Here is a 19,912-nt window from a genome sequence, read left to right as displayed (position 1 = left end):
GGCTCTTCTTCTGGTGAGCGGACTTTCAGCCGTTGCCGGCCGGCTTCCCGCGCTCCAGGGAGAGCGTTTTCGTCGTGCCGTGCGCGACGGTGAACCGCGCCGCCAGCTCCGGCGGCAGGTACTCGGCGAGCCGGTCCACCGGGACCCACTCCGAGCGGTCCAGGCCGTTGCGGCCGAGCGTGAGCCGGATGTCGTCGTCGGCGAGTTCGCCGCCGTCGAAGACGTAGAGGAACTCGTCGCCGTCGTCGCCGGGCACCCAGTCGACGACGACCAGGCCCCGCGGCTCCCGGTCCAGGCCGAGGTCCTCGCCCAGCTGGCGCCGCGCGGCCGCGGCCGGCGATTCGCCGTGCCCCACCAGCGCGCCCGGGATGTCCCAGCCATTCTCGTAGATCGAGCGGTGGAGCAGCAGCACCGTGTCGCCGCGGGTGAACAGCGTCCCCGCGCAGACGTGCGGCGCGGGCGTGGGCTCGGTCATGGTTCCTCTCCTTCCTGGCCGTCCCGCTACGCGAGCGGCACGGACTGGGCGAACCGGAACAGTCCGTCCGGGTCGTAGTGCGCCTTGACCGCCCGCAGCCGGGCGAGGTTGGCGCCGTAGTAGGCCGAGGGGGCGTCCTCGAGGTCGGGGTCCGGGAAGCCCGGGTAGGCGCCGCCGGTGCCCCACGGGCGCGTCAGGTCCCACGAGCGGTTCAGCCACTTGCGCGTGTCGGCCGGCTCGAGGTCGGCGTCGATGTCGGCGGCGTGCTTGAGCAGGTACTGCGCGTCCCGGTGCGGGAAGGCCGTCGCGGCGGGGTCGACGTCGTTGTACGCGCCGCCCGAAGGCAGCAGCTCCAGGGAGCGGCCCTCCCCCGCCTTGCGCCCGTCGTCGAACTCGGCCAGCAGCGCTTCGACGACGTCGGCGGGCAGCGGCGTGCCGATGAACTCCGCCCGGCTGTAGAGGTGCGCGCCCGGGTGGTCGTCGCCCGGGCCGTTCTCCGCGAGGTAGGCCTTGGTTTCGCGGTAGGGCAGCGTGACGCGGGTGTCGGTGACCGGCGGGGGCAGTGAGCGCACGAACTCCGCCACCGATTCCGCACCGCCGGTCAGCGTGCCGAACAGGTGCGTGACGGGCTCGTCGGCCGGGTTCGCCGACGCCGTCACCATCAGGCTCGGGGCCACTTCGCGCGGCGCGCCGGCGAGCCACTCCTGCCAGGCGAGCACCAGCGCCGGGGCGTGCTCGCGGCCCCACGTGAGGTGGAAGCTGGTGGCCTCCGGCGCGGGCACGGGGTCGAAGACCAGCCGCGTCACGACGCCGAAGTTGCCGGTGCCCGCCCCGCGCAGCGCCCAGAACAGGTCCGGCTCCCGCTGCTCGGAACAGGCCACGACCCGGCCGTCCGCGAGGACCACGGTGGCCGCGCGCAGGCGGTCGGCCGCGAACCCGTGCCGGCGGCCGAGGATGCCCATGCCGCCGGCGAGCGCGTGCCCGGCGAGGCCGACCGTCGGGCCGCAGCCGGCCGGGATCGTCCGGCCGTGCGGCGCCAGGGCGTCGTAGGCGTCGGCGAGCCGGGCGCCCGCACCGACGACGAGCCGGCCGTCTTCGACCGACGCCGTCGCCATCGGGCGGGTGTCCAGCAGGATCCCCGCGGTGGACGAATGCCCGGCGAAGTCGTGGCCGCCGCCGCGGATGGCCAGCGGCAGCCCGGTTTCGCGGGCCGCGGCCAGTACCACCGCCACGTCGGCGTCGGTGGTGCAGCGGACCACCACGGCCGGGCGGACGCTGTCGTACCGGGCCATTTCGGAGCGGCGGGCCTCGTCGTAACCGGCCGAAGCCGGGGTGAGGAGCTCACCCGCCAGCCGCCGCTCCAGCGCGTTCCAGCGCACCAGGGTCGTCCTTCCTCGCGGTCAGGCAGCTTCGTCGGCGCGTTCGGGGGTCCCGGCCTCGCCCGTGGGGGCGGCGGCCGGCGAGACCGCCGCGACCGGGCGGCTGCGGAGCAGCAGCAGGAAGGCGACGATCGGCAGGATCCCCATGATCTCGGCCATGATCGAGTACCCGCCGGCGCCGAGCAAGGCGGTGCCGCCGATGGTGCCGGTCGCCGAGACGCACCAGACGACGGCGTCGACCGCGCCGACGACCTGGCCCTGGCCGTTCGAGGACAGCGTCGTCGCGAGCGTGCGGCTGCCCGCCATGAACCCGAGGTTCCAGCCGTAGCCGAGCAGGAACAGCGAGATCGAGCCGAGCACCGTGTGCGACATCGTGGAGCCCGCGCCGATCGCGGCGGCGAGCACGAGCACCGCCAGGCCGGCGAACATCACCTTGCGCGCGCCGACCCGGTCGATCATCCAGCCGGTGAGCGGGGCGAAGACGAACATGCCGCCGGCGTGCGCGGCGAGCGCGGCGCCCACGACGACCAGCGTGCCGTCCTTCAGGATGATGTCCATCGGGGCCGCGGTCATGATCCCGACCATGATGAGCTGGCTGACGATCATGACCAGCAGCAGCATCCGCGCCGAGCTCGAGCGGAACACCGAGCCGAGCACGGCCAGCTGCGAGCCTTCCCCGCGCGGGGCCTTGTGCCGCGGCAGCGTGATGCCGCCGAGCCCGGCCACCGCGCTGACCACCGCGGCGAGCAGGAACGGTCCGGACAGCTCCGGCAGGCCGAACTTCCCCATCAGCGAGCTCATCGGGGCCAGCAGCAGCGGGCCGCCGACCGAGCCCACCGCACCGGCGGCGACGACCAGCCCGAGCGCGTACCCGCTGCGGTGCTTCGGGTAGAGCTCAGCGGCCGCGTACCGCGAGACGATCGAACCGCCGACGCCGAGGCCGAGCACGAACATCCCCGCGTCCAGCAGGGGAATGCTCTCGATCAGCGTCGCGGTGAAGCAGATCAGGCCCCCGAGCGTCCCGACGGCGAAGGCGACCATCAGGCTCGCCCGCCAGCCCAGCCACGACGTGGCCCGCACGAGCAGCAGTGCCCCGAGACCGGTGCCGAGGATGGTCAGCGTCTGCGGGAACGCGCTCCACATGACACCGACGTACGGTTCGGCCCAGATGGTGCTCGTCGGCGCGACGGCGGCCATGGCGGCGTTCATCAGGGTGGCGGTGGTGAACAACGCCAACATCCCACGCCGCCGCGCGGACAGCTCGGCCCGGCTCGCCGTGTCGGCCGGCGGCGTCCCGGCGGCGGCTCCCAATCCTGGTGACACGACTTCCTCCCGGCCATCGGCGTCAACCACCTCATCGTGCGGGAGCTGATCGACCGGCACATCTCCCGCGTTGCCGAGCGGCGAAGGGCACTACGGGAGACGTGCCGGCGGGCCGAGGGGCACCCGCCACTGATCAACGGGCCGGAAGGACGTTCACCAGACGTGTCCGGTCGCGGACTGACCGCGACCACCGGGGCCGGGGACCGCAACCTGGGAGAAACGCGTGCGCGAGCGCGGGCCGCCCGGGGCGCCGGCTGGGCGGGACCGCACCGCGGGAGAAGGAGCGCCTGCCCTCCGCTCGGCCGGCGCTCGGAAAAGCCCCCTCCGCACGCCGGACACCGGGCACACGCCCCTTGTCACCGCCCGTGCGCGAGCGCGGGCCGCCCGGGTCACCCGATCGCGGACCGCAACCGAGGAGTAGGGCGGCGTCCGCCGCGCTGCGAGCCTGGACCGGGGATGTGAGGGGAGTACGACGAGTGGACGACAGACCGGGCCGGACCAGCGCCGTCGCCGTGAGCGACGAGCGGGCGTTCGGGAGGCTGCTCGAACGGCACCGGCACGAGCTGCGCGTCCACTGCCACCGGTTGCTCGGGTCCTACGACGAGGCCGAGGACATGGTGCAGGAGACCTTCCTCCGCGCGTGGCACAAGCGCGAGCAGTACGCCGGCCGCTCGACCTTCCGGGCCTGGCTGTACCGGATCGCCACCAACTGCTGCCTCGACCACCTCGCCCGGCAGCCGGCCGCCGGCGAGCTCGACGCCGGCGGCCCCGAGCCGAGCACGCCGGGTGCGGACGCCGCCGTGCTCGCCAGGGAAGTGCTCGAGCTGGCGTTCCTCACCGCCCTGCAGCACCTGCCGCCCAAGCAGCGCGCGGTGCTCGTGCTTCGCGACGTGCTCGGGTGGTCGGCCAAGGAGTGCGCGGACGTGCTCGCGATCAGCGTCCCATCGGCCAACAGCGCGCTGCAGCGGGCGCGGTCGACGATGAAACGGCACCTGCCCGACGCGGGCGGCGAAGGAGCGTCCGGCGAGGAGCGGGTGCTGCTCCGCCGGTACATGAGCGCGCTCGACCGGTCCGAAGTGGACGTCGTGATGGAACTGCTCGACCGCGACCGGCCGGCGGCCTGACGCGCAAGGGAAGAGACGCGCCGGCGGTCCGCGCCGTGGCACCGTGCCCGCATGCGGATGCTGGTCACGGGCGGAGCGGGGTTCATCGGCGCGAACTTCGTGCAGGACACGATCGAACGGCGGCCGGACGCGGAAGTGACCGTGCTGGACGCGCTCACCTACGCGGGCAACCGCGACAGCCTCGGGCCGGTCGCCGACCGGATCCGGTTCGTGCACGGCGACATCTGCGACGCGGGGCTCGTCGACCGGCTGGTCGCCGGGTCCGACACCGTCGTCCACTTCGCCGCCGAATCCCATGTGGACAATTCCCTGCACGATCCGTCGCCGTTCGTCCGGACGAACATCATGGGCACGTTCACCATTCTGGAAGCGGTCCGCAAGCACGGGCGGCGGCTGCACCACATCTCCACCGACGAGGTGTTCGGCGACCTGGCGCTCGACGCGGTCGAGCAGTTCACCGAGGAAACCGCCTACGACCCGTCGAGCCCGTACTCGGCGAGCAAGGCCAGCTCGGACATGCTCGTCCGCGCGTGGGTCCGCTCCTACGGCGTCGAGGCGACGCTTTCCAACTGCGCCAACAACTACGGCCCGTACCAGCACGTCGAGAAGCTGATCCCGCGCCAGGTGACCAACTTGCTCACCGGCGCCCGCCCGAAGCTGTACGGCGCCGGTGCCAACGTCCGGGAATGGACGCACGTCGCCGACCACAACGACGCCGTGCACCGGATCATCGACGGCGGCCGCACCGGCCACACCTACCTCATCGGTTCCGGGGACGAGCGCAGCAACAAGGAAATCGTGGAACTGATCCTCGAGCTTTCCGGGCTGCCCACGGACGCCTACGACCACGTCGAGGACCGGCCCGGCCACGACCTGCGCTATTCCAACGATTCCACCAAGGTGCGCACCGAACTCGGGTGGCGGCCGCGGTACGCGGATTTCCGCGCCGGACTGGCCGCGACCCTCGATTGGTACCGCGAAAACGAATGGTGGTGGAAACCGCAGAAAACGGACACCGAGGCGCGGTACGGCATTCTCGGGCGCTAGCGCGCAATCGCGGAGACGCCTGCGCGGAAGCGGCCGCCGTACGTTTGTCCACCGGAGCACCGTACGGCTAGCCCGAAGGAGTAGGTCGTGAGTAAAACGCTCTGCCAGACGTGTGGGGACGTGGAGGTCCGCAAGTTCCTCTCACTCGGCCAGCAGCCTTCGTTCCATTTCCCGGCGAACCGGGAAGAAGCGGAGAACGAACGCCTCTGGCCACTCGAACTGGGTTTCTGCGAACAGTGCAGCCTGGTGCAGGTCTTGGAGTCGGTCAGCGAGCGCATCCTGTTCTCGGGCGACTACCACCACCTCGCCGGCCTCACCGCCGGCTACCACGAGCACCTGCAGGGGCTCGCCGACACGCTCGCGGGCCTGTTCGACTCGACCGACGGCCGGTCCGTCGTCGAGTTCGGCAGCAACGACGGCAGCCTGCTGGACAAGCTGGCCGCGCGCTCGTTCGACGTCCTCGGCGTCGACCCGGTCGGCCAGGTGACCGCCGCCGGTTCCCAGGTGGTCAAGGACTACTTCAGCTCGACCGTCGGGGCCGACCTCGCCGCCACCCGCGGCAAGACCGACCTCGTCGTCGCGCTCAACGTGTTCGCGCACGTCACCAACCTGCACGACGTGCTGGACGGCGTGACCGCGCTCCTCAAGGACGACGGTCTGTTCGTCACCGAGTCGCACTACCTCGTGGACCTGCTGGAGACCCTCCAGTACGACTTCGCCTACCACGAGCACTCCCGGTACTACTCGGTGACCGCGCTGGACGAGGCGTTCCGCCGGCACGGCCTGGAGACGGTCAAGATCGAGCGGATCCCGACCCACGGCGGGTCGATCCGGGTCTACGCCGGCTTCGTCGGCGAGCACGAGGTCGACCAGTCGGTCGTCGAACTGCGCGAGCTCGAGGACTCCCTCAAGCTGCGCGACTCGATGATCTACACGCAGTTCGCCGAGCGCGTCGAACAGCACCGCGAGAAGCTCAACGAGCTGGTCCGGTTCCTGAAGAACACCGGCGCGCGCGTCGCGGCGGCGTCCGCGCCAGGCCGCGCGGTCACGATGCTGAACTACTGCGGCCTCGGCCCGGACGACATCGACGTCGTCTCCGAGATCAGCCCGCGCAAGATCGGCAAGCTGTTCCCCGGCACGCACATCCCCATCATCAGCCAGCAGGAGCTGGCCGGGGACAACCAGCCGGAGTACGCGCTGCTGATGTCGTGGCACATCGCCGACGAGGTCATCACCAACCTGCGCAACGAAGGCTTCCGGGGCACGCTCATCGAGCCGCTGCCGGAGCCGCGGATCCTCGAGCGCTGAGGCCGCACCCGCCGTACGGGCAGCCACCGGCCCCGTCCCTCTCCGGAGGGGCGGGGCCGGTGGCTTTCCCGCGTCCGCACGGACAGCGGCGGGGACGGCGGCACGAAAGCGGCCCCGCCACCACGGGGGTGACGGGGCCGCTCGGGAAAGCGCTAGCTCGCGCGGGGTGCGGGGATCCGCGCCGGACGGGCCCGGCTGAACCGGCGCATCATCGGCGTCTCCACGAACCGGTAGAGCAGCCAGCCGACGAACAGCGTCACGACGAACAGGCCGATCAGCGTGAGGATCGCGAGCGGCGTGCTCAGCACGGCGTTGCCCATCAAGGACCGCAGGTAGAAGATCGTCACGCCCTGGGACAGGTAGAACCCGAAGGACACGTTGCCGAGCCAGACGGCGATCGGGCCGCGCAGCCGCGTGCGCGTGCCGTGCAGGTCCGCGTTGGCGAACGACGCCACCATCACCGCGATCGGGATCAGCGTCGCGAAGTTCAGCGAGAACTGGAACGGCACGAACATCGAAGCGACGTACCCGACGACCATGAACACGACCGACACGGCCGGCTTGATGCCGATCCACTTGCCGGCGAGCACGATCCGGGCCAGCACGGCGCCCAGCACGAACTCGAACAGCCTGCCGACCGGCAGGAAGTAGCCGAACCAGTACTGCAGCGGCGAAATCGGGATGTTCGGGTTGGCGCCGTCGCTCGGCACGACGAAGGTCGCGATCAGCTGGTAGGCGAACAGCCCGGCGACCATGATCCCCGCCCACAGCCACAGGCGGCGGGTGCCCATCCGCAGGATCGGGCGGATGATCAGCGGGAACAGCATGTAGAACAGCAGCTCGCCGCCGAGCGACCACGACGGGGTGTCGACGCTCATCGCAATGCTGAAGTCCGGGAACCACGGGTGCACCAGGAACAGGTTGGGCAGCCACGCCTTCCAGCTCGTGTACGCGGCCGCGAACAGCACCATCGCCGCGACCCACATCGCCAGGTGGTTCGGGAACACCTTCACCAGACGGCGGCGGATGAACGCCCGCGCGCGCTCGCCGGGCTTCACCGACCAGGACAGCACGAACCCGCTGAGCACGAAGAAGAAGGACACGCCGACGAAGCCGCCGGTCCCGAAGATCGCGCCGTACCACTTCGCGACGTCCACGTCGGCGAACGGGTTGATCGGCCCGGTCGGCAGCGCCGGGTTCATCATGATCCCCGTGTGGAAGAGGAACACGACGAACGCGGCGTAGAACCGCAAGCCGGTCAACGAATCGAGTTTCCTCGGCGCCCCCAGGTGGTGGGGCTCGAGGGGTACTTCCACAGTTTGCGCCATGCCGGCTCCTGCTCTTGGGATCGCTCGAGGCAGCCGAAGCTGATATTCCGGTCTCACTCTTCAACTCGCCGTGCGGTGGCGGCGTCTCCCGGCGTGCCGCCCTCGCGCGCAACCTCGAAGGCGCGCTCGAGCACCGGTCTCTGCGATAGTCGGTCCTACACCGTACTTTGGGCGTGGAGGCCGGAAACATGACCACGATCGACCTTTCCGATTTCGAAGGCTTCTGGGCCAAGCCCCTCGATTTCCGGCACGCCGCGTTCGACGAGCTGCGGGCCCGGCCGGGGCTGCCGTTCTTCGAAGAGCCGGAGTTCGGCTCGCTGGCGCGCGGCCGCGGCTACTACGCGGTGACCAAGATGGACGACATCCTCTTCGCCAGCCGCAACCCGGGCACGTTCATCTCCGGCAAGGGCAACGCCACCCCGGTCGACATGCCGGCGGAGTTCCTCGACCAGTCGATGATCTCGATGGACGACCCCCGGCACGCCCGGTTGCGCCGCATCGTTTCGCGCGGCTTCACCAACAAGAAGATCAAGTCGCTGCACGACAACGTGGCCCAGGTGGCCAAGCAGATCGTCGACGAGGTGATCGACCGCGGCGAGTGCGACGCGGTCGAGGACATCGCCGCGAAGCTCCCGCTGCGCATCATCTGCGACATGATGGGCGTGCCGGAGGCCAACCAGCAGTTCGTCTTCGACCAGACGAACAAGATGATGGGCGTCCAGGACCCGGAGTACGTCCCCGAGGGCGAAGACGCGTTCGAGGCGCTGTTCAAGGCCGTGCAGGAGCTGACCAACCTGCTGCACGAGCTGGCCGCCAAGCGCGCCGAAAACCCCACCGACGACATGATTTCGCAGCTGATGACCGCCGAGGTCAACGGCGAGTCACTGACGCCGAACGAGCTGGCCCAGTTCTTCATCCTGCTCACCGGCGCCGGCACCGAGACCACCCGCAACGCGATCACCTGGGGCATCCACCTGCTGACGCAGCACCCCGAGCAGCGCGAAGCCTGGCTGGCCGACCTCGACGGCGTGACGCCGACCGCGGTGGAGGAGATCGTCCGCTGGACGACGCCGGTCATCGCGCAGCGGCGCACGATCGCCGAGGACGCCGAGCCGGTCGAGCTCTCCGGTCAGCTGCTCGTCCCCGGCGACAAGGTGATGATGTACTACTGGGCCGCCAACCGGGACCCGAAGTACTTCACCGACCCCGCGGGCTTCGACGTGCGCCGCGACCCGAACCCGCAGATCGGCTACGGCGGCCCGGGCCCGCACTTCTGCCTCGGCGCGCACCTGGCCCGGCTGGAGATCGGCGTGATGTTCCGCGAGCTGCTGACCCGGCTCCCGGACCTGCACTCGACGGGCGAGCCGGCCCGGCTGACGTCGCCGATGATCAACGGCATCAAGCGCCTGCCGGTGGCCTTCACCCCCGGCGGTGCGCGGTAGCCGTCGGCACCTGCCGGACGTGCCCGGGCGTGGCGGTCCGTGAGTTCCTCTCGCTCGGGCCGCAGCCGGCCTGCTTGTTCCCCGCCGACGCGGCAGCCGAGCCGTCGTGGCCGCTCGACCTCGCGTTCTGCCCGCGCTGCGGCCTGGTCCAGATCGTGACGCCGGTGAGCGAACGCGTGCTGTTCTCCGGCGACTACCACCACCTCGACGGGGTGACCGGCAGCTACCGGCGGCACCTGCGCGACCTGGCGGCGGACCTCGCCACCGCGTACCCGCGCGCTTCGGTCGTCGAGATCGGCAGCAACCACGGGGTGCTGCTCGCCGAACTGGCCGCCCGCGGGCTCGACGTGCTCGGCGTCGACCCGAACGGCTTCGGCACGGCTCCGGTCATCCGGGAGTTCTTCGGCGCCGAGACCGCCCGGCGACTGCCCCCTGTGGACATCGTCGCCGCGGTGAACACGCTGGCCTACGTCGGGGACCCGGCCGACTTCCTGAGCGGGGTGCGCGCGATCCTGCGCGAGGACGGACTGTTCGTCTCGGAGTCGCACTACCTGCCGGATCTCCTCGAGACGCTGCAGTACGACTTCTTCTACCACGAGCACCCGCGGTACTACTCGCTGACGGCGCTCGAAGCGGCGTTCGCCCCGCACGGGCTCGAGGTCTTCCGCGTCGAGCGGGTTCCCACGCGCGGCGGATCGCTCCGCGTCCACGCCGGCTTAGCGGGCAAGTACGCAGTGGACAGCTCGGTGGCCGCGTTGCGGGAGTTCGAGAAACCCCTGCGGCTGCAAGAAGAAGCGGTCTACCGGAAGTTCGCCGCGCGCGTGGCCGACCACCGTGAACGCCTGCGCGGCCTGCTGGCCGAGGTGACGCGGGACGGTTCGCGCGTCGCGGCCGCGACGTCTCCGGCGCGGGCGACGACGTTGCTGACCTACTGCGGGCTCGGCCCGGCCGACCTCGAGTTCGTTTCAGAGGTCAACCCGCGCAAGATCGGCCGGTTCTCCCCCGGTGCGCACCTCCCCGTGGTGGCGCAGGATCGCTTGTGCGGCCCCGATCAGCCGGAGTACGCGCTGCTGCTGTCGTGGCACATCGCCGACGAGCTGATTTCCCTGCTGCGCGCCGACGGGTTCCGGGGGCGGTTCATCGTCCCGCTCCCGGAACCTCGCGTCGTCGACGGCTGAAGGACTACACGGTTTCGGCGGCCGGGACCTTCTCCTCCTCGGGAGCCGGGGCGGGTTCCTGGCCGCTCTTCGGCACGTGCCGGAACAGCAGCAGGGCCACCGTCGCGAGCACCACCATGAGCACCGCGCACGCCACGGCCGCCCCGGCGAACCCGCTGGTGAAGGCCTCGCGGATGGCGGTCAGCAGCTGCCCGGCGAGGTCACCGGGCAGCGTGCCGGCCGCGGCTGTGCCTTCGGCGATGCCCTCGCGGGCGGCCGCGGCGACGTCCGACGGCACCCCGGCCGGGACCTCGGCCACGCCGCGGTAGACGGCCGTGGCGATGGACCCGAACACGGCGATCCCGAGGGCGACCCCGAGCTCGTTGCTCGTCTGCGAAATCGCGCCCGCCGCCCCGGCCTTCTCCGGCGGCGCAGAACCCATCACCAGGCCGATGCCCAGCACGAGCATCGGCGAGAGGCCGGCGGTCGCGAGGACCGTGCCGAGCACCGTGATGACCAGCCCGCCGCTCGCCGGCACCTGCGTGAGGAGCACGAACCCGACCAGGGACACCAGCATCCCGCCGGCGATGACGACGGCGGGGCGGAACCGCTGGGCCAGGCCCGGCGAGACCATGTACCCCGCCACCATGCCGACGGTGTACGGGATCAGCCACAGGCCGGAGTTCAGCGGCGACAGGCCGAGCACCAGCTGCAGGTACTGGTTGAACAGCAGGATGATGCCGCTGATCGTGGAGCCGCCGAGCAGCATCATGCCCAGCGCGCCACTGAAGGCCGGGCGGCCGAGCAGCCGCACGTCCAGGAGCGGGTCGGCGAGCCGGCGCTGCCGCCGGACGAACGCCACCCCGAAGAGCAGGCCCGCCGCGAGGACCACCAGCGACACCACGACCGAGCTGCCGCGCGCCAGTTCCTTGAGGCCGTAGACGACCGGCAGGATGGTGGCCATCGACAGCACGATGCTGACCAGGTCGAGCTTGAAGCCGCCGGCGCCGGCGGCCCGGTGCTCGGGCAGCAGGATCGGGGCGACGACCAGCAGCAGCCCCATCACCGGCAGGCCGAGCAGGAACACCGAACCCCACCAGAACGCCGACAGCATGACGCCGCCGACCAGCGGGCCGATCGCCATGCCGACCATGAAGAAGCTCGTCTGGACGCTGATCGCGACCGCCCGCTGCTTCGCGTTGCGGAACATCGTGGAGATCAGGCCCAGCATCGTGGGCATCAGCGTGGAGCCGGCGATGCCGAGCCCCGCGCGGGCGGCGATCAGCATCTCCGCGCTGGACGACCAGGCCGCCACCGCCGAGGCGACGCTGAACAGCGCGGCGCCGATCATCAGCAGTTTGCGGTGCCCGATGCGGTCACCGAGGTTGCCCATGGTGACGAGGAGTCCGGCGATGGTGAAGCCGTAGATGTCGACGATCCACAGCATCTGCGCGCTGCTGGGGTGCAGGTCCGCGGTGACGTGCGGGATCGCCAGGATGAGGACGCTCAGGTCGAGCGACAGCAGGAGGGTCGGGAGGATGAGGACGGCGAGGCCGATCCACTCCTTCTTGCCCGCCCGCTCGCCTGGGGGCGTCGAGCTGTTGGTGGTCATGATCCCCTTTGGATGATTTGTCTGAATCGTTTCAAGAGTCACCGGGCGTGACTCGTCCAACACTGATCGTCGGTCACTCTCGATGACGACCGCATCTTTCTGATTGCTCTGCGTCACGAACTCCGCAAGCAATCGACGAGACGCAGGTGGCGCCGGGCGGCTGGGAACCTCGAAGGCAAGGACCGTCGCCCACCTGGGCGTTCGCCGACGCTGGGAGCACACGATCATGCGGATCCTCTTCGCCACGGTGCCCCTCTCGGGACACTTCTTCCCCCTCGTGCCGCTCGCGTGGGCCTACCGGGCCGCCGGCGCCGAGGTCGTGGTGACCACGTCGGCGGACTACCTGCCGACGGTGCTGCGCGCGGGCCTCCCGGCGACCCCGGCCGGGCCCGCGGCGGACTTCACCGGCCTCGCCGGGGACGGCTTCGACGACGCCGGCGAGCACCTGCTCGCCCACGGCCGGGTGTTCGCCCGCATCTCCGCCGCCAACCTGGTCGGCACGCTCCGGCTCGCCGAGAGCTGGCAGCCGGACCTGGTGGTGTTCGAACGCGCGGCCGCGGCCGGCGCGATCACGGCGGCGGTGCACGGCGTCCCCGGCGTCGAGCTGCAGTGGGGCGTGCCGGCGCTGCGCGAGTACCGGGCCGCGGCGAACGAGGTGCTCGCCGGCGAGCTGTCCGCGCTGGGGCTGCCGGAACTGCCGCGCGCGGACCACGTCGTCGGCACCTGGCCACCGAGCCTGCGCCACCTGCACGCGGCCGAGCACGCGAGCATGCGGCACGTGCCCTACAACGGCGACGCCCGGCTGCCGGGCTGGCTGGCGGTCCCGCCGCGCCGGCCGCGGGTGTGCCTGACGCTCGGCACCGTGCTCCCCGGGCTGGGCACGGCCGGGCTGTTCCTGGCCCTGCTCGAGGAGTTGTCCACATTGGACATCGAGCTGGTGGTGGCGGTGGCCGACGAGACGGCGGCGGAGTGGGGCACGCTGCCGTCCGCGGTGCTCCACGCGGGACGGCTCCCGCTGGCGCAGGTGCTGCGGACGTGCGACGCGGTGGTCCACCACGGCGGCAACGGGACGTCGCTGGCGGCGATCGAAGCGGGCGTCCCGCAGCTGGTGCTGCCGCACTTCGACGACCAGATCGGGAACGCGGAAGCCGTGGTCCGTTCGGGCGCCGGGCTGCGGCTGGCGCCCGGGGAGATCACCCCCGAAGCTGTCGCGGCGGCGTGCCGGGAGCTGCTGGACGACTCGCGGTTCGCCGAAGTGGCGGCCGGGGTCGCCGCGGAGAACGCCGCCCAGCCGTCACCCGCCGAAGTCGTGCGGACGCTGATGCCCTTGGCGCTGCAGCCGAAACTCCGCCGCGCCGGCTGAACCGCTCGTACGAAAAGGCCGCGGGCCGGGTGATCGCTCCCCCGGCCCGCGGCCTTTGCTCCCAGCCCCCGGCTCAGCCCTGGTGGTCGAGCGTGAGCTGCTCCAGGATCTTCACGTACTCGGCCGGGCCGGGGACCGAGTTGATCTCCTTCTGCAGCCGCTGGGCGTTCTCCTTGAAGGACTTCTCCTCCAGGACCCGGCGGATCTGCTCGCGCATCACCGAGGCGTCCGGCTCGGCCACGTTCAGCACCAGGCCCGCGCCCTTCGCCAGGGTGAAGCGGGCCAGCGCCGGGCCGAGGCTGTAGCGCGAGCGGGCCAGGCGGGCCGCGCCGGACGGGTTCGCCCGGATGCTGTGGCCGACGAAGTCGACCAGCAGCTGCGGGACGCTGTTCAGGATCGCCGGCATGACCGTGCCGACGCCGCCGTGGTGGATGAGCAGCGAGCACGTCGGGACCAGCTGGTCCAGCGGGACGAACGGGAGGACGCGGACGTTCTCCGGGATCTGCTCGACCTTGGCCAGCTGCTGGTCGTCGAGCGTCGCGACGACCTCGACGTCCAATTCGGACAGTGCTTCGAGCAGCACCGGGATGTGGTCCCAGCCGCCCTCCATGAACGCGCGCTCGGACAGGCCCAGCGACACCGCGACGCGGGGGCGCTCCGGCACCGGGTACAGCCAGTCGGGCATCGGCTGCTGGCTCGAGTACGACACCCACCGCATCGGGACGACGTTCGCGGACACCTCGGGGCCGATTTCCTGCGGCTGCGAGTTGATCGTCCACTGGCCCCACAGCAGCTCGTCGTCGATCTCGACGCCGTAGCGCTCGGCCGCCGCGCGGACCGTCTCGACCGCCGGGTTCGGCAGCTCCGGCGCACCGGGCTTGCCGGTGAGCTCCTTGAACTTGTCGATGCTGCGGCAGAAGACGTCGGGCGCGGTCCACCAGCGGGCGTGCGCCGCGCCGGCGACCTTGGCCGCGACCGCGGCGGCGGGCAGGCAGGCGTCCCAGATCACCAAGTCCGGCTTCCAGGCCTTGGTGAACTCGACGAGGCCGTCGAGGAACGGCAGCGGCTCGTTCGGGTCACCCTTCCACGGCGCGAAGTCCCACTGCGCGGGCAGGTAGTACTGGCTGTAGACGTCCCAGTGCTCGCGGTCCGGGTCGTCGGCGTCGAAGCCCAGCGCTTCGAGGGCCTCGGTGATCTCGGCCAGGTCCGCCCGCTCCTTCTCGTAGGCGCGGCCGGGGCCCATCGGGATCGGCATGCTGTCGATGTCGCAGACCGGGACCGGGGTGATGCCCATCGACGCGATCGTCTCCACCCCGCCCGGGTGCGTGGCGATCACGACTTCGTGCCCCGCGGACTTCAGCGCCCAGGCCAGCGGCGCCAGCGGGTAGGTGTGCGCCGGGGCCGGCCAGATGGCGAATTGCACACGCATTGTTTCGGCTCCTCCAGGACGTGTCGGCGGGAGACTTTCTTCAGCCGCCAAGGAAAAATCGTATGGGCGCGAAGCGGGGCGGACATCTCCCCGAGTGCCGCTCAGGCTGCCTCGGCCCGCCGGTCACCGGGCTCTTCCGGGTCCGGGACCGCCGCCAGCCCGCCGCGTTCCGACGCAATTCGGGAAAGCGCCGCATAACGCTCGGGACGGCGGGCACGCAGCCACAGCGCGAAGCCCGCGCCGGCCGCCACGACGACCACGAACGCCCACGGCAGCGAGTTCACCAGCGTGCTGGTGGTGCCGGTCAGCAGGTCGAAGTTCTGGATCACCAGCACCGCGGACGCCACCAGCCCGAGCAGGCCGAGGACGGGCGCGACCCCGGTGCGCCACCAGTGCCGGTCCGGCCGGCGGCGGAAGAACGCGATGACCGAAAGGGACGCTGCCGCCTGCAGCCCGACGATGCCGAGCGTGCCCAGCCCGGTCATGGTCGTGGCGAGGTTGACGTACGGGTCCGCGCCGGCGATGGCGAAGATCGCGGTCACGGCGACGGTGAAGACGGTCTGCGTCAGGCTCGCGCGGTGCGGCGAGCCGTGCTTGCGGTGCACCGCGCCGAGCCCGGCGGGCAGCACGCGGTCGCGGCCGAGGGCGTACAGGTACCGGTTCGAGGCGCCGTGCATGGCCAGCATCCCGGCGAACAGGCTGGTGCACAACAGGATCTGCATCCCGGTGGTGACCGCGGAGCCCAGGTAGTCGTCGGTGAGGCTGCCGAAGAGGTTGCCGAGCTGCTGCCCGGCGACGTCCCGCAGCTGCCCCGGCCCGACGGCGCCGACCGCGACCCAGCTCGTCAGCGCGTAGAAGACCGCGATGAGGATCACCGACCAGTAGGTGGCGAGCGGCACGCTGCGGCGCGGGTTGCGCGACTCTTCGCCGTACAGCGCGGCGGATTCGAAACCGATGAAGGAGATGAGCGCGAACATCAGGGAGACGCCGAGCCCGGCGCCGACGATGGTCGCCGGGTCGAACGAGGCCGCGGGGAGCGCGCCGCCGCCGTGCCGGATTAGCACCGCGACGTCGAGCAGGACCAGGATGGCGACCTCGGCGATCATCAGGACGGCCAGCACGCGGGCGCTGAAGTCGATCTTGCGGTAGCCCAGCACGCCCATCAGCGCGAGGCCGATCGCCGCCCACACCGGCCACGGCCAGTCGAGGCCGTAGGAGGAGGCGACGAGCTGCGCGAAGTAGGCGAAGGCGCCGGTCATGCCGACGGTGGCGGTGTTGTAGGCGAGCACGGCGGCCCAGCCACCCCCGACCGCGGCCGGCCGGCCGAGCCCGGCGGACAGGTAGCCGTAGAACCCGCCGGAGGTGACGATCCGGCGGCTCATCGCGGCGTACCCGACGGAGAAGCAGAGGAGCGTGAGCCCGGCGAAGACGAACATCGCGGGCACGGCGGCCCCGTTGCCGATGGCGAAGGCCAGCGGAACGGTCCCGACCATGGCGGCGAGCGGAGCCGCGGCGGCCACGACCAGGAAGACGATCTTGGGAGTGCCGAGGGTGCGGCGGAGGGACGCCGGTCGCGCGTCCCCGGAGCCGCGGTCGGATGCTGCGCTCACGGGTTCTTCCTCTCACTCGCTCGCGATGGGGTTCGCGACCAAGTTTTCGCTTGCGAGCGGCCCGCCCTCGTCTCCCCCGCTGCGCACTTCGACCGGGCGGAGCGGAGTGGAGCCGGGGACGCGAAAGGGACGGCCGGCGGGTGCCGGCCGTCCCTTTCTCCGCGCGGGGAGCCGCGTCAGGACGCCTTGGCCAAGTGCGTCGACTGCGCGCCGCGGACCAGGTCCGCCGCCTTCTCCCCGATGACGATCGCCGTCGCGTTCGGCGCGCCGCGCCCGACGGTCGGCATCACCGAGACGTCGGCGACCCGGAGGCCTTCGACGCCGTACACCTTGAGCTCGTGGTCGACGACCCGGCCCATCCCGCAGGCGCCGCTGCCGTGGAAGATCGAGTTCGTGTAGCGCCGAACGTACTCGCGCAGGTCGTCGTCGGAGTCCGTCGCCGGGGCGTTGAGCAGGCGCTCGTTGAACTTCGCGAACGCCGGCTGGCGCGCGATGTCCATGGCGATCCGGACGCCGGCCACCGCGACGTCGATGTCGCCCTCCGCGGTGAAGTACCGGTGCTCGATCTTCGGCTTGGCCGTCGGGTCCTCCGCCACCAGCGTGATCTGCCCGCGGCTGCGCTGCGTCAGCAGCACCGGGCCGAAGGTGATCGCGTGCCGGGTCGGCACCGTCAGGCCGCTGTCGACGAACTCCATCGGCCCGGCGAAGTACACGACGTCCGGCCCGGGCAGCCCCGGCTGGGTGCGCACGTAACCGCCGGCCTCGGGGCCGTTCGACGTCAGCGGGCCGCGGCCCTCTTCCTGGAACGCCCGGATGCTCTCCGGCTCGAACGCGCTCAGCAGGCTGTTCGGCTGCGAGTGTTCGTAGATCAGCGGGACCAGCGGGTGGTCCTGCAGGTTCTTGCCGACCTCGGCGTGGTCGAGCACGACCTCCATGCCCAGCCCGCGCAGCTGGTCGGCCGGGCCGACGCCGGAGAGCAGCAGCAGCTGCGGCGAGTTGTACGCCCCCGCCGAGAGGATGACCTCGCGCTCGGCGTGCAGGGTGAGCTCCTCGTCGACCTGACGGCCGGTGACGCCGATCGCGCGGCCGTTCTCGATCAGCACGCGGTAGACCTGGTAGTTCTTGATCAGCGTCAGGTTCGGCCGCTCGAGCGCCGGGTGCAGGAACGCCTGCGCGGTGCTCCACCGGCGCCCGTTGCGCTGGGTCACCTGGAAGCGGCCGAAGCCGTCCTGGGTGGGGCCGTTGAAGTCGTCGTTGGCCGGGTGCCCGGCCTGCAGCGCCGCCTCGACGAGCGCCGTCGTCGCCGGGTTCAGCGAGCGACCGTCCGAAACGGACAGCGGGCCGCCGGCACCGTGGTACTCCGACGCGCCGCGCTCGTTGTCCTCCGAGCGCTTGAACAGCGGGAGCAGGTCGTCGTAGCTCCAGCCGGGCTGGTTCCAGCCGTCGTAGTCGATGCGGTTGTTGCGCAGGTACAGCATCGCGTTGATCGAGCTGGTGCCGCCGAGCACCTTGCCGCGGGGGTGGAAGATCCGCCGCCGGTTCAGCTGCTCTTCTTCGTGGGAGTCGTAGTCCCAGTCGACCCGGGTGCGGAACAGGTCGCCGAAGACGGCCGGGATGTGGATGTTCTCGACGTCGTCGTTGCCGCCCGCCTCGACCAGGGCGACCTTGACGTCGGGGTCTTCGGACAGCCGGGCCGCGAGCACGCAGCCCGCGGAGCCGGCGCCGACCACGATGTAGTCGTACATCAGCTGGCCTCCTTGATGAGGTCGGCGGCCTTCTCGCCGATCATGATGGCGGACGCGTTCGGGTTGCCCCGGCCGACGACCGGCATCACCGAGCAGTCGGCGACGCGCAGGCCGTCGACGCCCTGGACGCGCAGCTCCGCGTCGACGACCTCGCCGATCGCGCAGGTGCCCGCCGGGTGGAAGATCGAGTGGGTGTAGCGGCGGAGGTAGGCCTTGAGGTCCTCGTCCGAGTCCGACGCCGGCAGCTGGTAGAACGACTCGTGGAACGGCCGCAGGGCTTCCTGCTTGGCGATGTCCATCGAGACCCGCAGCGCCCGCACACCCGTCTCCAGGTCGGACTCCTCGGCGAAGAAGTTGTTGAGGATGCGCGGCTTCGCCGTCGGGTTGGTCGACTGCAGGGTGATGTTGCCGCGGCTCTCCGGCGTGATGAGCACCGGGCCGAGGGAGATCGCGTGCTCGTAGGGGAACGCGAGCCCGCTCTCCACGAACATCACCGGCGCCGCGAAGATCGCCGCGTCCGGGGCGGGCAGGTCCGGCAGGGTGCGGAAGTAGCCGCCGGCCTCCGGGCCGTTGCCGGTCAGCGGGCCGCGCTGCTCTTCCATGAACAGCCGGAAGTTCTCCGGGGTGGCCGCGGCGGTCATGCTGATCGGCTGCGAGTGCACCGAAACCAGCGGCACGAGCGCGTGGTCGGAGAGGTTCTGGCCGACCTGCGGGCTGTCGGCGACGACCGGGATGCCGAACGCCGAAAGCAGGCACGACGGGCCGATGCCGGACAGCTGCAGCAGCTGCGGCGAGTTGTACGCACCGGCGGAGAGGATGACCTCGCGCTCGGCGCGGATGTCGACCGGGGCGTCCTCGCGCTGCTGGCCGGTGACGCCGACCGCGCGGCCGTTCTCGATGATCACCTTGTGCGCGCGGAACTCCGTCAGCACGGTGAGGTTCGGCCGGCCGAGCGCCGGGCGCAGGAACGCCGCCGCGGTGCTCCACCGCTTGCCGTCGCGCTGGGTCAGCTGGAACTCGCCGAAGCCGTCCAGCTCGGCGCCGTTGAAGTCGTCGGTGGCCTTGTACCCGGCCTGCACGGCGGCCTCGACGAGCGCGACCGAGCTCGGGTTGTGCGAGCGGTTGTCCGAAACGGACAGGGGGCCGCCTTCGCCGTGGTAGGGCGAAGCGCCGCGCTCGTTGTCCTCGGACTTCTTGAAGTACGGGAGCACCTCGTCGAACGACCAGCCCGGCTGGTTCCAGCCGTCGTAGTCGAGCTTCGTGCCGCGGACGTACAGCATCGCGTTGGTGGAGCTGGTGCCGCCCAGCACCTTGCCGCGCGGGAGGTAGAGCCGGCGCCCGCCGAGGTGCGGCTCCTCCGCGGTGTCGTAGTCCCAGTCGTAGCGGGTGCGGAACAGCTGGCTGAACGCCGCCGGGATGTGGATCTCCTCGGCGTCGTCCGGCGGCCCCGCCTCCAGCAGGCACACCTTGACGTCGGGATCCTCCGACAGCCGGGCCGCCAGCACGCACCCCGTCGAACCCGCGCCGACGATCACGTAGTCGTACATCTGTTCTCCAAGCTCCAGAAGGT

15 protein-coding genes and 1 pseudogene are annotated in these 19,912 nt (G+C 71.2%); 7 read left to right on the top strand and 9 right to left on the bottom strand.

The window, feature by feature from the left end; genetic code table 11:
* Positions 1 to 25: 25 nt before the first annotated feature.
* From MUY14_RS02435 to MUY14_RS02425, 3 genes are read right to left on the bottom strand one after another with little or no spacing between them, the layout of a single operon-like run.
* Positions 26 to 475, bottom strand: coding sequence for an NUDIX domain-containing protein (locus MUY14_RS02435; protein WP_247020345.1), 450 nt, complete (start codon positions 473 to 475; stop codon positions 26 to 28).
* 26 nt (positions 476 to 501) lie between these two features.
* On the bottom strand, positions 502 to 1,854 hold the full coding sequence (locus MUY14_RS02430; protein WP_247020344.1) for an FAD-binding oxidoreductase: 1,353 nt from the start codon (positions 1,852 to 1,854) through the stop codon (positions 502 to 504).
* A gap of 21 nt (positions 1,855 to 1,875) precedes the next feature.
* The gene (locus MUY14_RS02425) at positions 1,876 to 3,177 is read right to left on the bottom strand and encodes an MFS transporter (RefSeq protein WP_247020342.1); all 1,302 of its coding nucleotides are present in this window, start codon (positions 3,175 to 3,177) and stop codon (positions 1,876 to 1,878) included.
* Between the two features lie 476 nt (positions 3,178 to 3,653).
* Here MUY14_RS02425 and MUY14_RS02420 point away from each other — a divergent pair, with 476 nt between their 5' ends.
* The 3 genes from MUY14_RS02420 to MUY14_RS02410 all read left to right on the top strand — a co-directional run bounded on the left by MUY14_RS02420 (position 3,654) and on the right by MUY14_RS02410 (position 6,656).
* Complete coding sequence (locus tag MUY14_RS02420; protein WP_247020339.1) at positions 3,654 to 4,301, top strand: sigma-70 family RNA polymerase sigma factor; 648 nt, start codon at positions 3,654 to 3,656, stop codon at positions 4,299 to 4,301.
* Between the two features lie 51 nt (positions 4,302 to 4,352).
* On the top strand, positions 4,353 to 5,348 hold the full coding sequence (rfbB, locus tag MUY14_RS02415; RefSeq protein WP_247020337.1) for a dTDP-glucose 4,6-dehydratase: 996 nt from the start codon (positions 4,353 to 4,355) through the stop codon (positions 5,346 to 5,348).
* 87 nt (positions 5,349 to 5,435) lie between these two features.
* Positions 5,436 to 6,656, top strand: coding sequence for a class I SAM-dependent methyltransferase (locus MUY14_RS02410; protein WP_247020335.1), 1,221 nt, complete (start codon positions 5,436 to 5,438; stop codon positions 6,654 to 6,656).
* Between the two features lie 152 nt (positions 6,657 to 6,808).
* On the opposite strand, the gene MUY14_RS02405 is transcribed toward MUY14_RS02410, so the two are convergent.
* Positions 6,809 to 7,984, bottom strand: coding sequence for an acyltransferase (locus MUY14_RS02405; RefSeq protein ID WP_247020333.1), 1,176 nt, complete (start codon positions 7,982 to 7,984; stop codon positions 6,809 to 6,811).
* A 188-nt stretch (positions 7,985 to 8,172) separates the two neighbouring features.
* Between MUY14_RS02405 and MUY14_RS02400 the strand changes: the two genes are divergently transcribed.
* The 3 genes and pseudogenes from MUY14_RS02400 (at position 8,173) to MUY14_RS02395 (ending at position 10,604) form a co-directional block, all read left to right on the top strand.
* Positions 8,173 to 9,426: a cytochrome P450 gene (locus MUY14_RS02400; protein ID WP_247020331.1), complete on the top strand. Its 1,254-nt coding sequence runs from the start codon at positions 8,173 to 8,175 to the stop codon at positions 9,424 to 9,426.
* A gap of 23 nt (positions 9,427 to 9,449) precedes the next feature.
* A pseudogene (locus tag MUY14_RS46740) lies at positions 9,450 to 9,599 on the top strand (hypothetical protein); the annotation flags it as partial.
* A complete protein-coding gene (locus tag MUY14_RS02395) occupies positions 9,582 to 10,604 on the top strand; it encodes a class I SAM-dependent methyltransferase (RefSeq protein ID WP_315863278.1) in 1,023 nt (340 codons plus the stop codon). The pseudogene MUY14_RS46740 and the gene MUY14_RS02395, both read left to right, overlap by 18 nt.
* A gap of 4 nt (positions 10,605 to 10,608) precedes the next feature.
* Here MUY14_RS02395 and MUY14_RS02390 read toward each other — a convergent pair whose 3' ends face one another.
* Entirely contained in the window at positions 10,609 to 12,195 is a 1,587-nt protein-coding gene (locus MUY14_RS02390) for an MFS transporter (protein WP_247020327.1), read from the bottom strand.
* Positions 12,196 to 12,421: 226 nt separating this feature from the next.
* On the opposite strand from MUY14_RS02390, the gene MUY14_RS02385 reads away from it, so the two are divergent.
* Positions 12,422 to 13,558 (top strand): nucleotide disphospho-sugar-binding domain-containing protein, encoded by a 1,137-nt coding sequence (locus MUY14_RS02385; protein WP_247020325.1) that lies wholly within the window; start codon positions 12,422 to 12,424, stop codon positions 13,556 to 13,558.
* Positions 13,559 to 13,631: 73 nt separating this feature from the next.
* Here MUY14_RS02385 and MUY14_RS02380 read toward each other — a convergent pair whose 3' ends face one another.
* The 4 genes from MUY14_RS02380 to MUY14_RS02365 form a co-directional block, all read right to left on the bottom strand.
* On the bottom strand, positions 13,632 to 14,987 hold the full coding sequence (locus tag MUY14_RS02380; RefSeq protein ID WP_247020324.1) for a nucleotide disphospho-sugar-binding domain-containing protein: 1,356 nt from the start codon (positions 14,985 to 14,987) through the stop codon (positions 13,632 to 13,634).
* A 101-nt stretch (positions 14,988 to 15,088) separates the two neighbouring features.
* A complete protein-coding gene (locus tag MUY14_RS02375) occupies positions 15,089 to 16,597 on the bottom strand; it encodes an APC family permease (protein WP_247020322.1) in 1,509 nt (502 codons plus the stop codon).
* A gap of 176 nt (positions 16,598 to 16,773) precedes the next feature.
* Positions 16,774 to 18,342 carry a GMC family oxidoreductase gene (locus tag MUY14_RS02370; protein WP_247020320.1) on the bottom strand — a complete coding sequence of 523 codons (1,569 nt, stop codon included), beginning with the start codon at positions 18,340 to 18,342 and terminating at the stop codon, positions 16,774 to 16,776.
* On the bottom strand, positions 18,342 to 19,889 hold the full coding sequence (locus MUY14_RS02365) for a GMC family oxidoreductase (RefSeq protein ID WP_247020318.1): 1,548 nt from the start codon (positions 19,887 to 19,889) through the stop codon (positions 18,342 to 18,344). The genes MUY14_RS02370 and MUY14_RS02365 overlap by 1 nt, the downstream gene beginning before the upstream one ends.
* Positions 19,890 to 19,912 lie beyond the last annotated feature (23 nt).

The organism is Amycolatopsis sp. FBCC-B4732 (assembly GCF_023008405.1).
GTDB lineage: Bacteria > Actinomycetota > Actinomycetes > Mycobacteriales > Pseudonocardiaceae > Amycolatopsis > Amycolatopsis pretoriensis_A.
Note: the sequence above shows the minus strand (reverse complement) of the source record. Positions and strands in the feature narration are given on the sequence as shown.

What these genes read in the sequence shown, in the direction of transcription:
- MUY14_RS02435 (WP_247020345.1), bottom strand. Translation starts at nt 475, where the DNA reads ATGACCGAGCCCACGCCCGCGCCGCACGTCTGCGCGGGGACGCTGTTC.
- rfbB (WP_247020337.1), top strand. Translation starts at nt 4,353, where the DNA reads ATGCGGATGCTGGTCACGGGCGGAGCGGGGTTCATCGGCGCGAACTTC.
- MUY14_RS02405 (WP_247020333.1), bottom strand. Translation starts at nt 7,984, where the DNA reads ATGGCGCAAACTGTGGAAGTACCCCTCGAGCCCCACCACCTGGGGGCG.
- MUY14_RS02400 (WP_247020331.1), top strand. Translation starts at nt 8,173, where the DNA reads ATGACCACGATCGACCTTTCCGATTTCGAAGGCTTCTGGGCCAAGCCC.
- MUY14_RS02390 (WP_247020327.1), bottom strand. Translation starts at nt 12,195, where the DNA reads ATGACCACCAACAGCTCGACGCCCCCAGGCGAGCGGGCGGGCAAGAAG.
- MUY14_RS02385 (WP_247020325.1), top strand. Translation starts at nt 12,422, where the DNA reads ATGCGGATCCTCTTCGCCACGGTGCCCCTCTCGGGACACTTCTTCCCC.
- MUY14_RS02380 (WP_247020324.1), bottom strand. Translation starts at nt 14,987, where the DNA reads ATGCGTGTGCAATTCGCCATCTGGCCGGCCCCGGCGCACACCTACCCG.
- MUY14_RS02370 (WP_247020320.1), bottom strand. Translation starts at nt 18,342, where the DNA reads ATGTACGACTACATCGTGGTCGGCGCCGGCTCCGCGGGCTGCGTGCTC.
- MUY14_RS02365 (WP_247020318.1), bottom strand. Translation starts at nt 19,889, where the DNA reads ATGTACGACTACGTGATCGTCGGCGCGGGTTCGACGGGGTGCGTGCTG.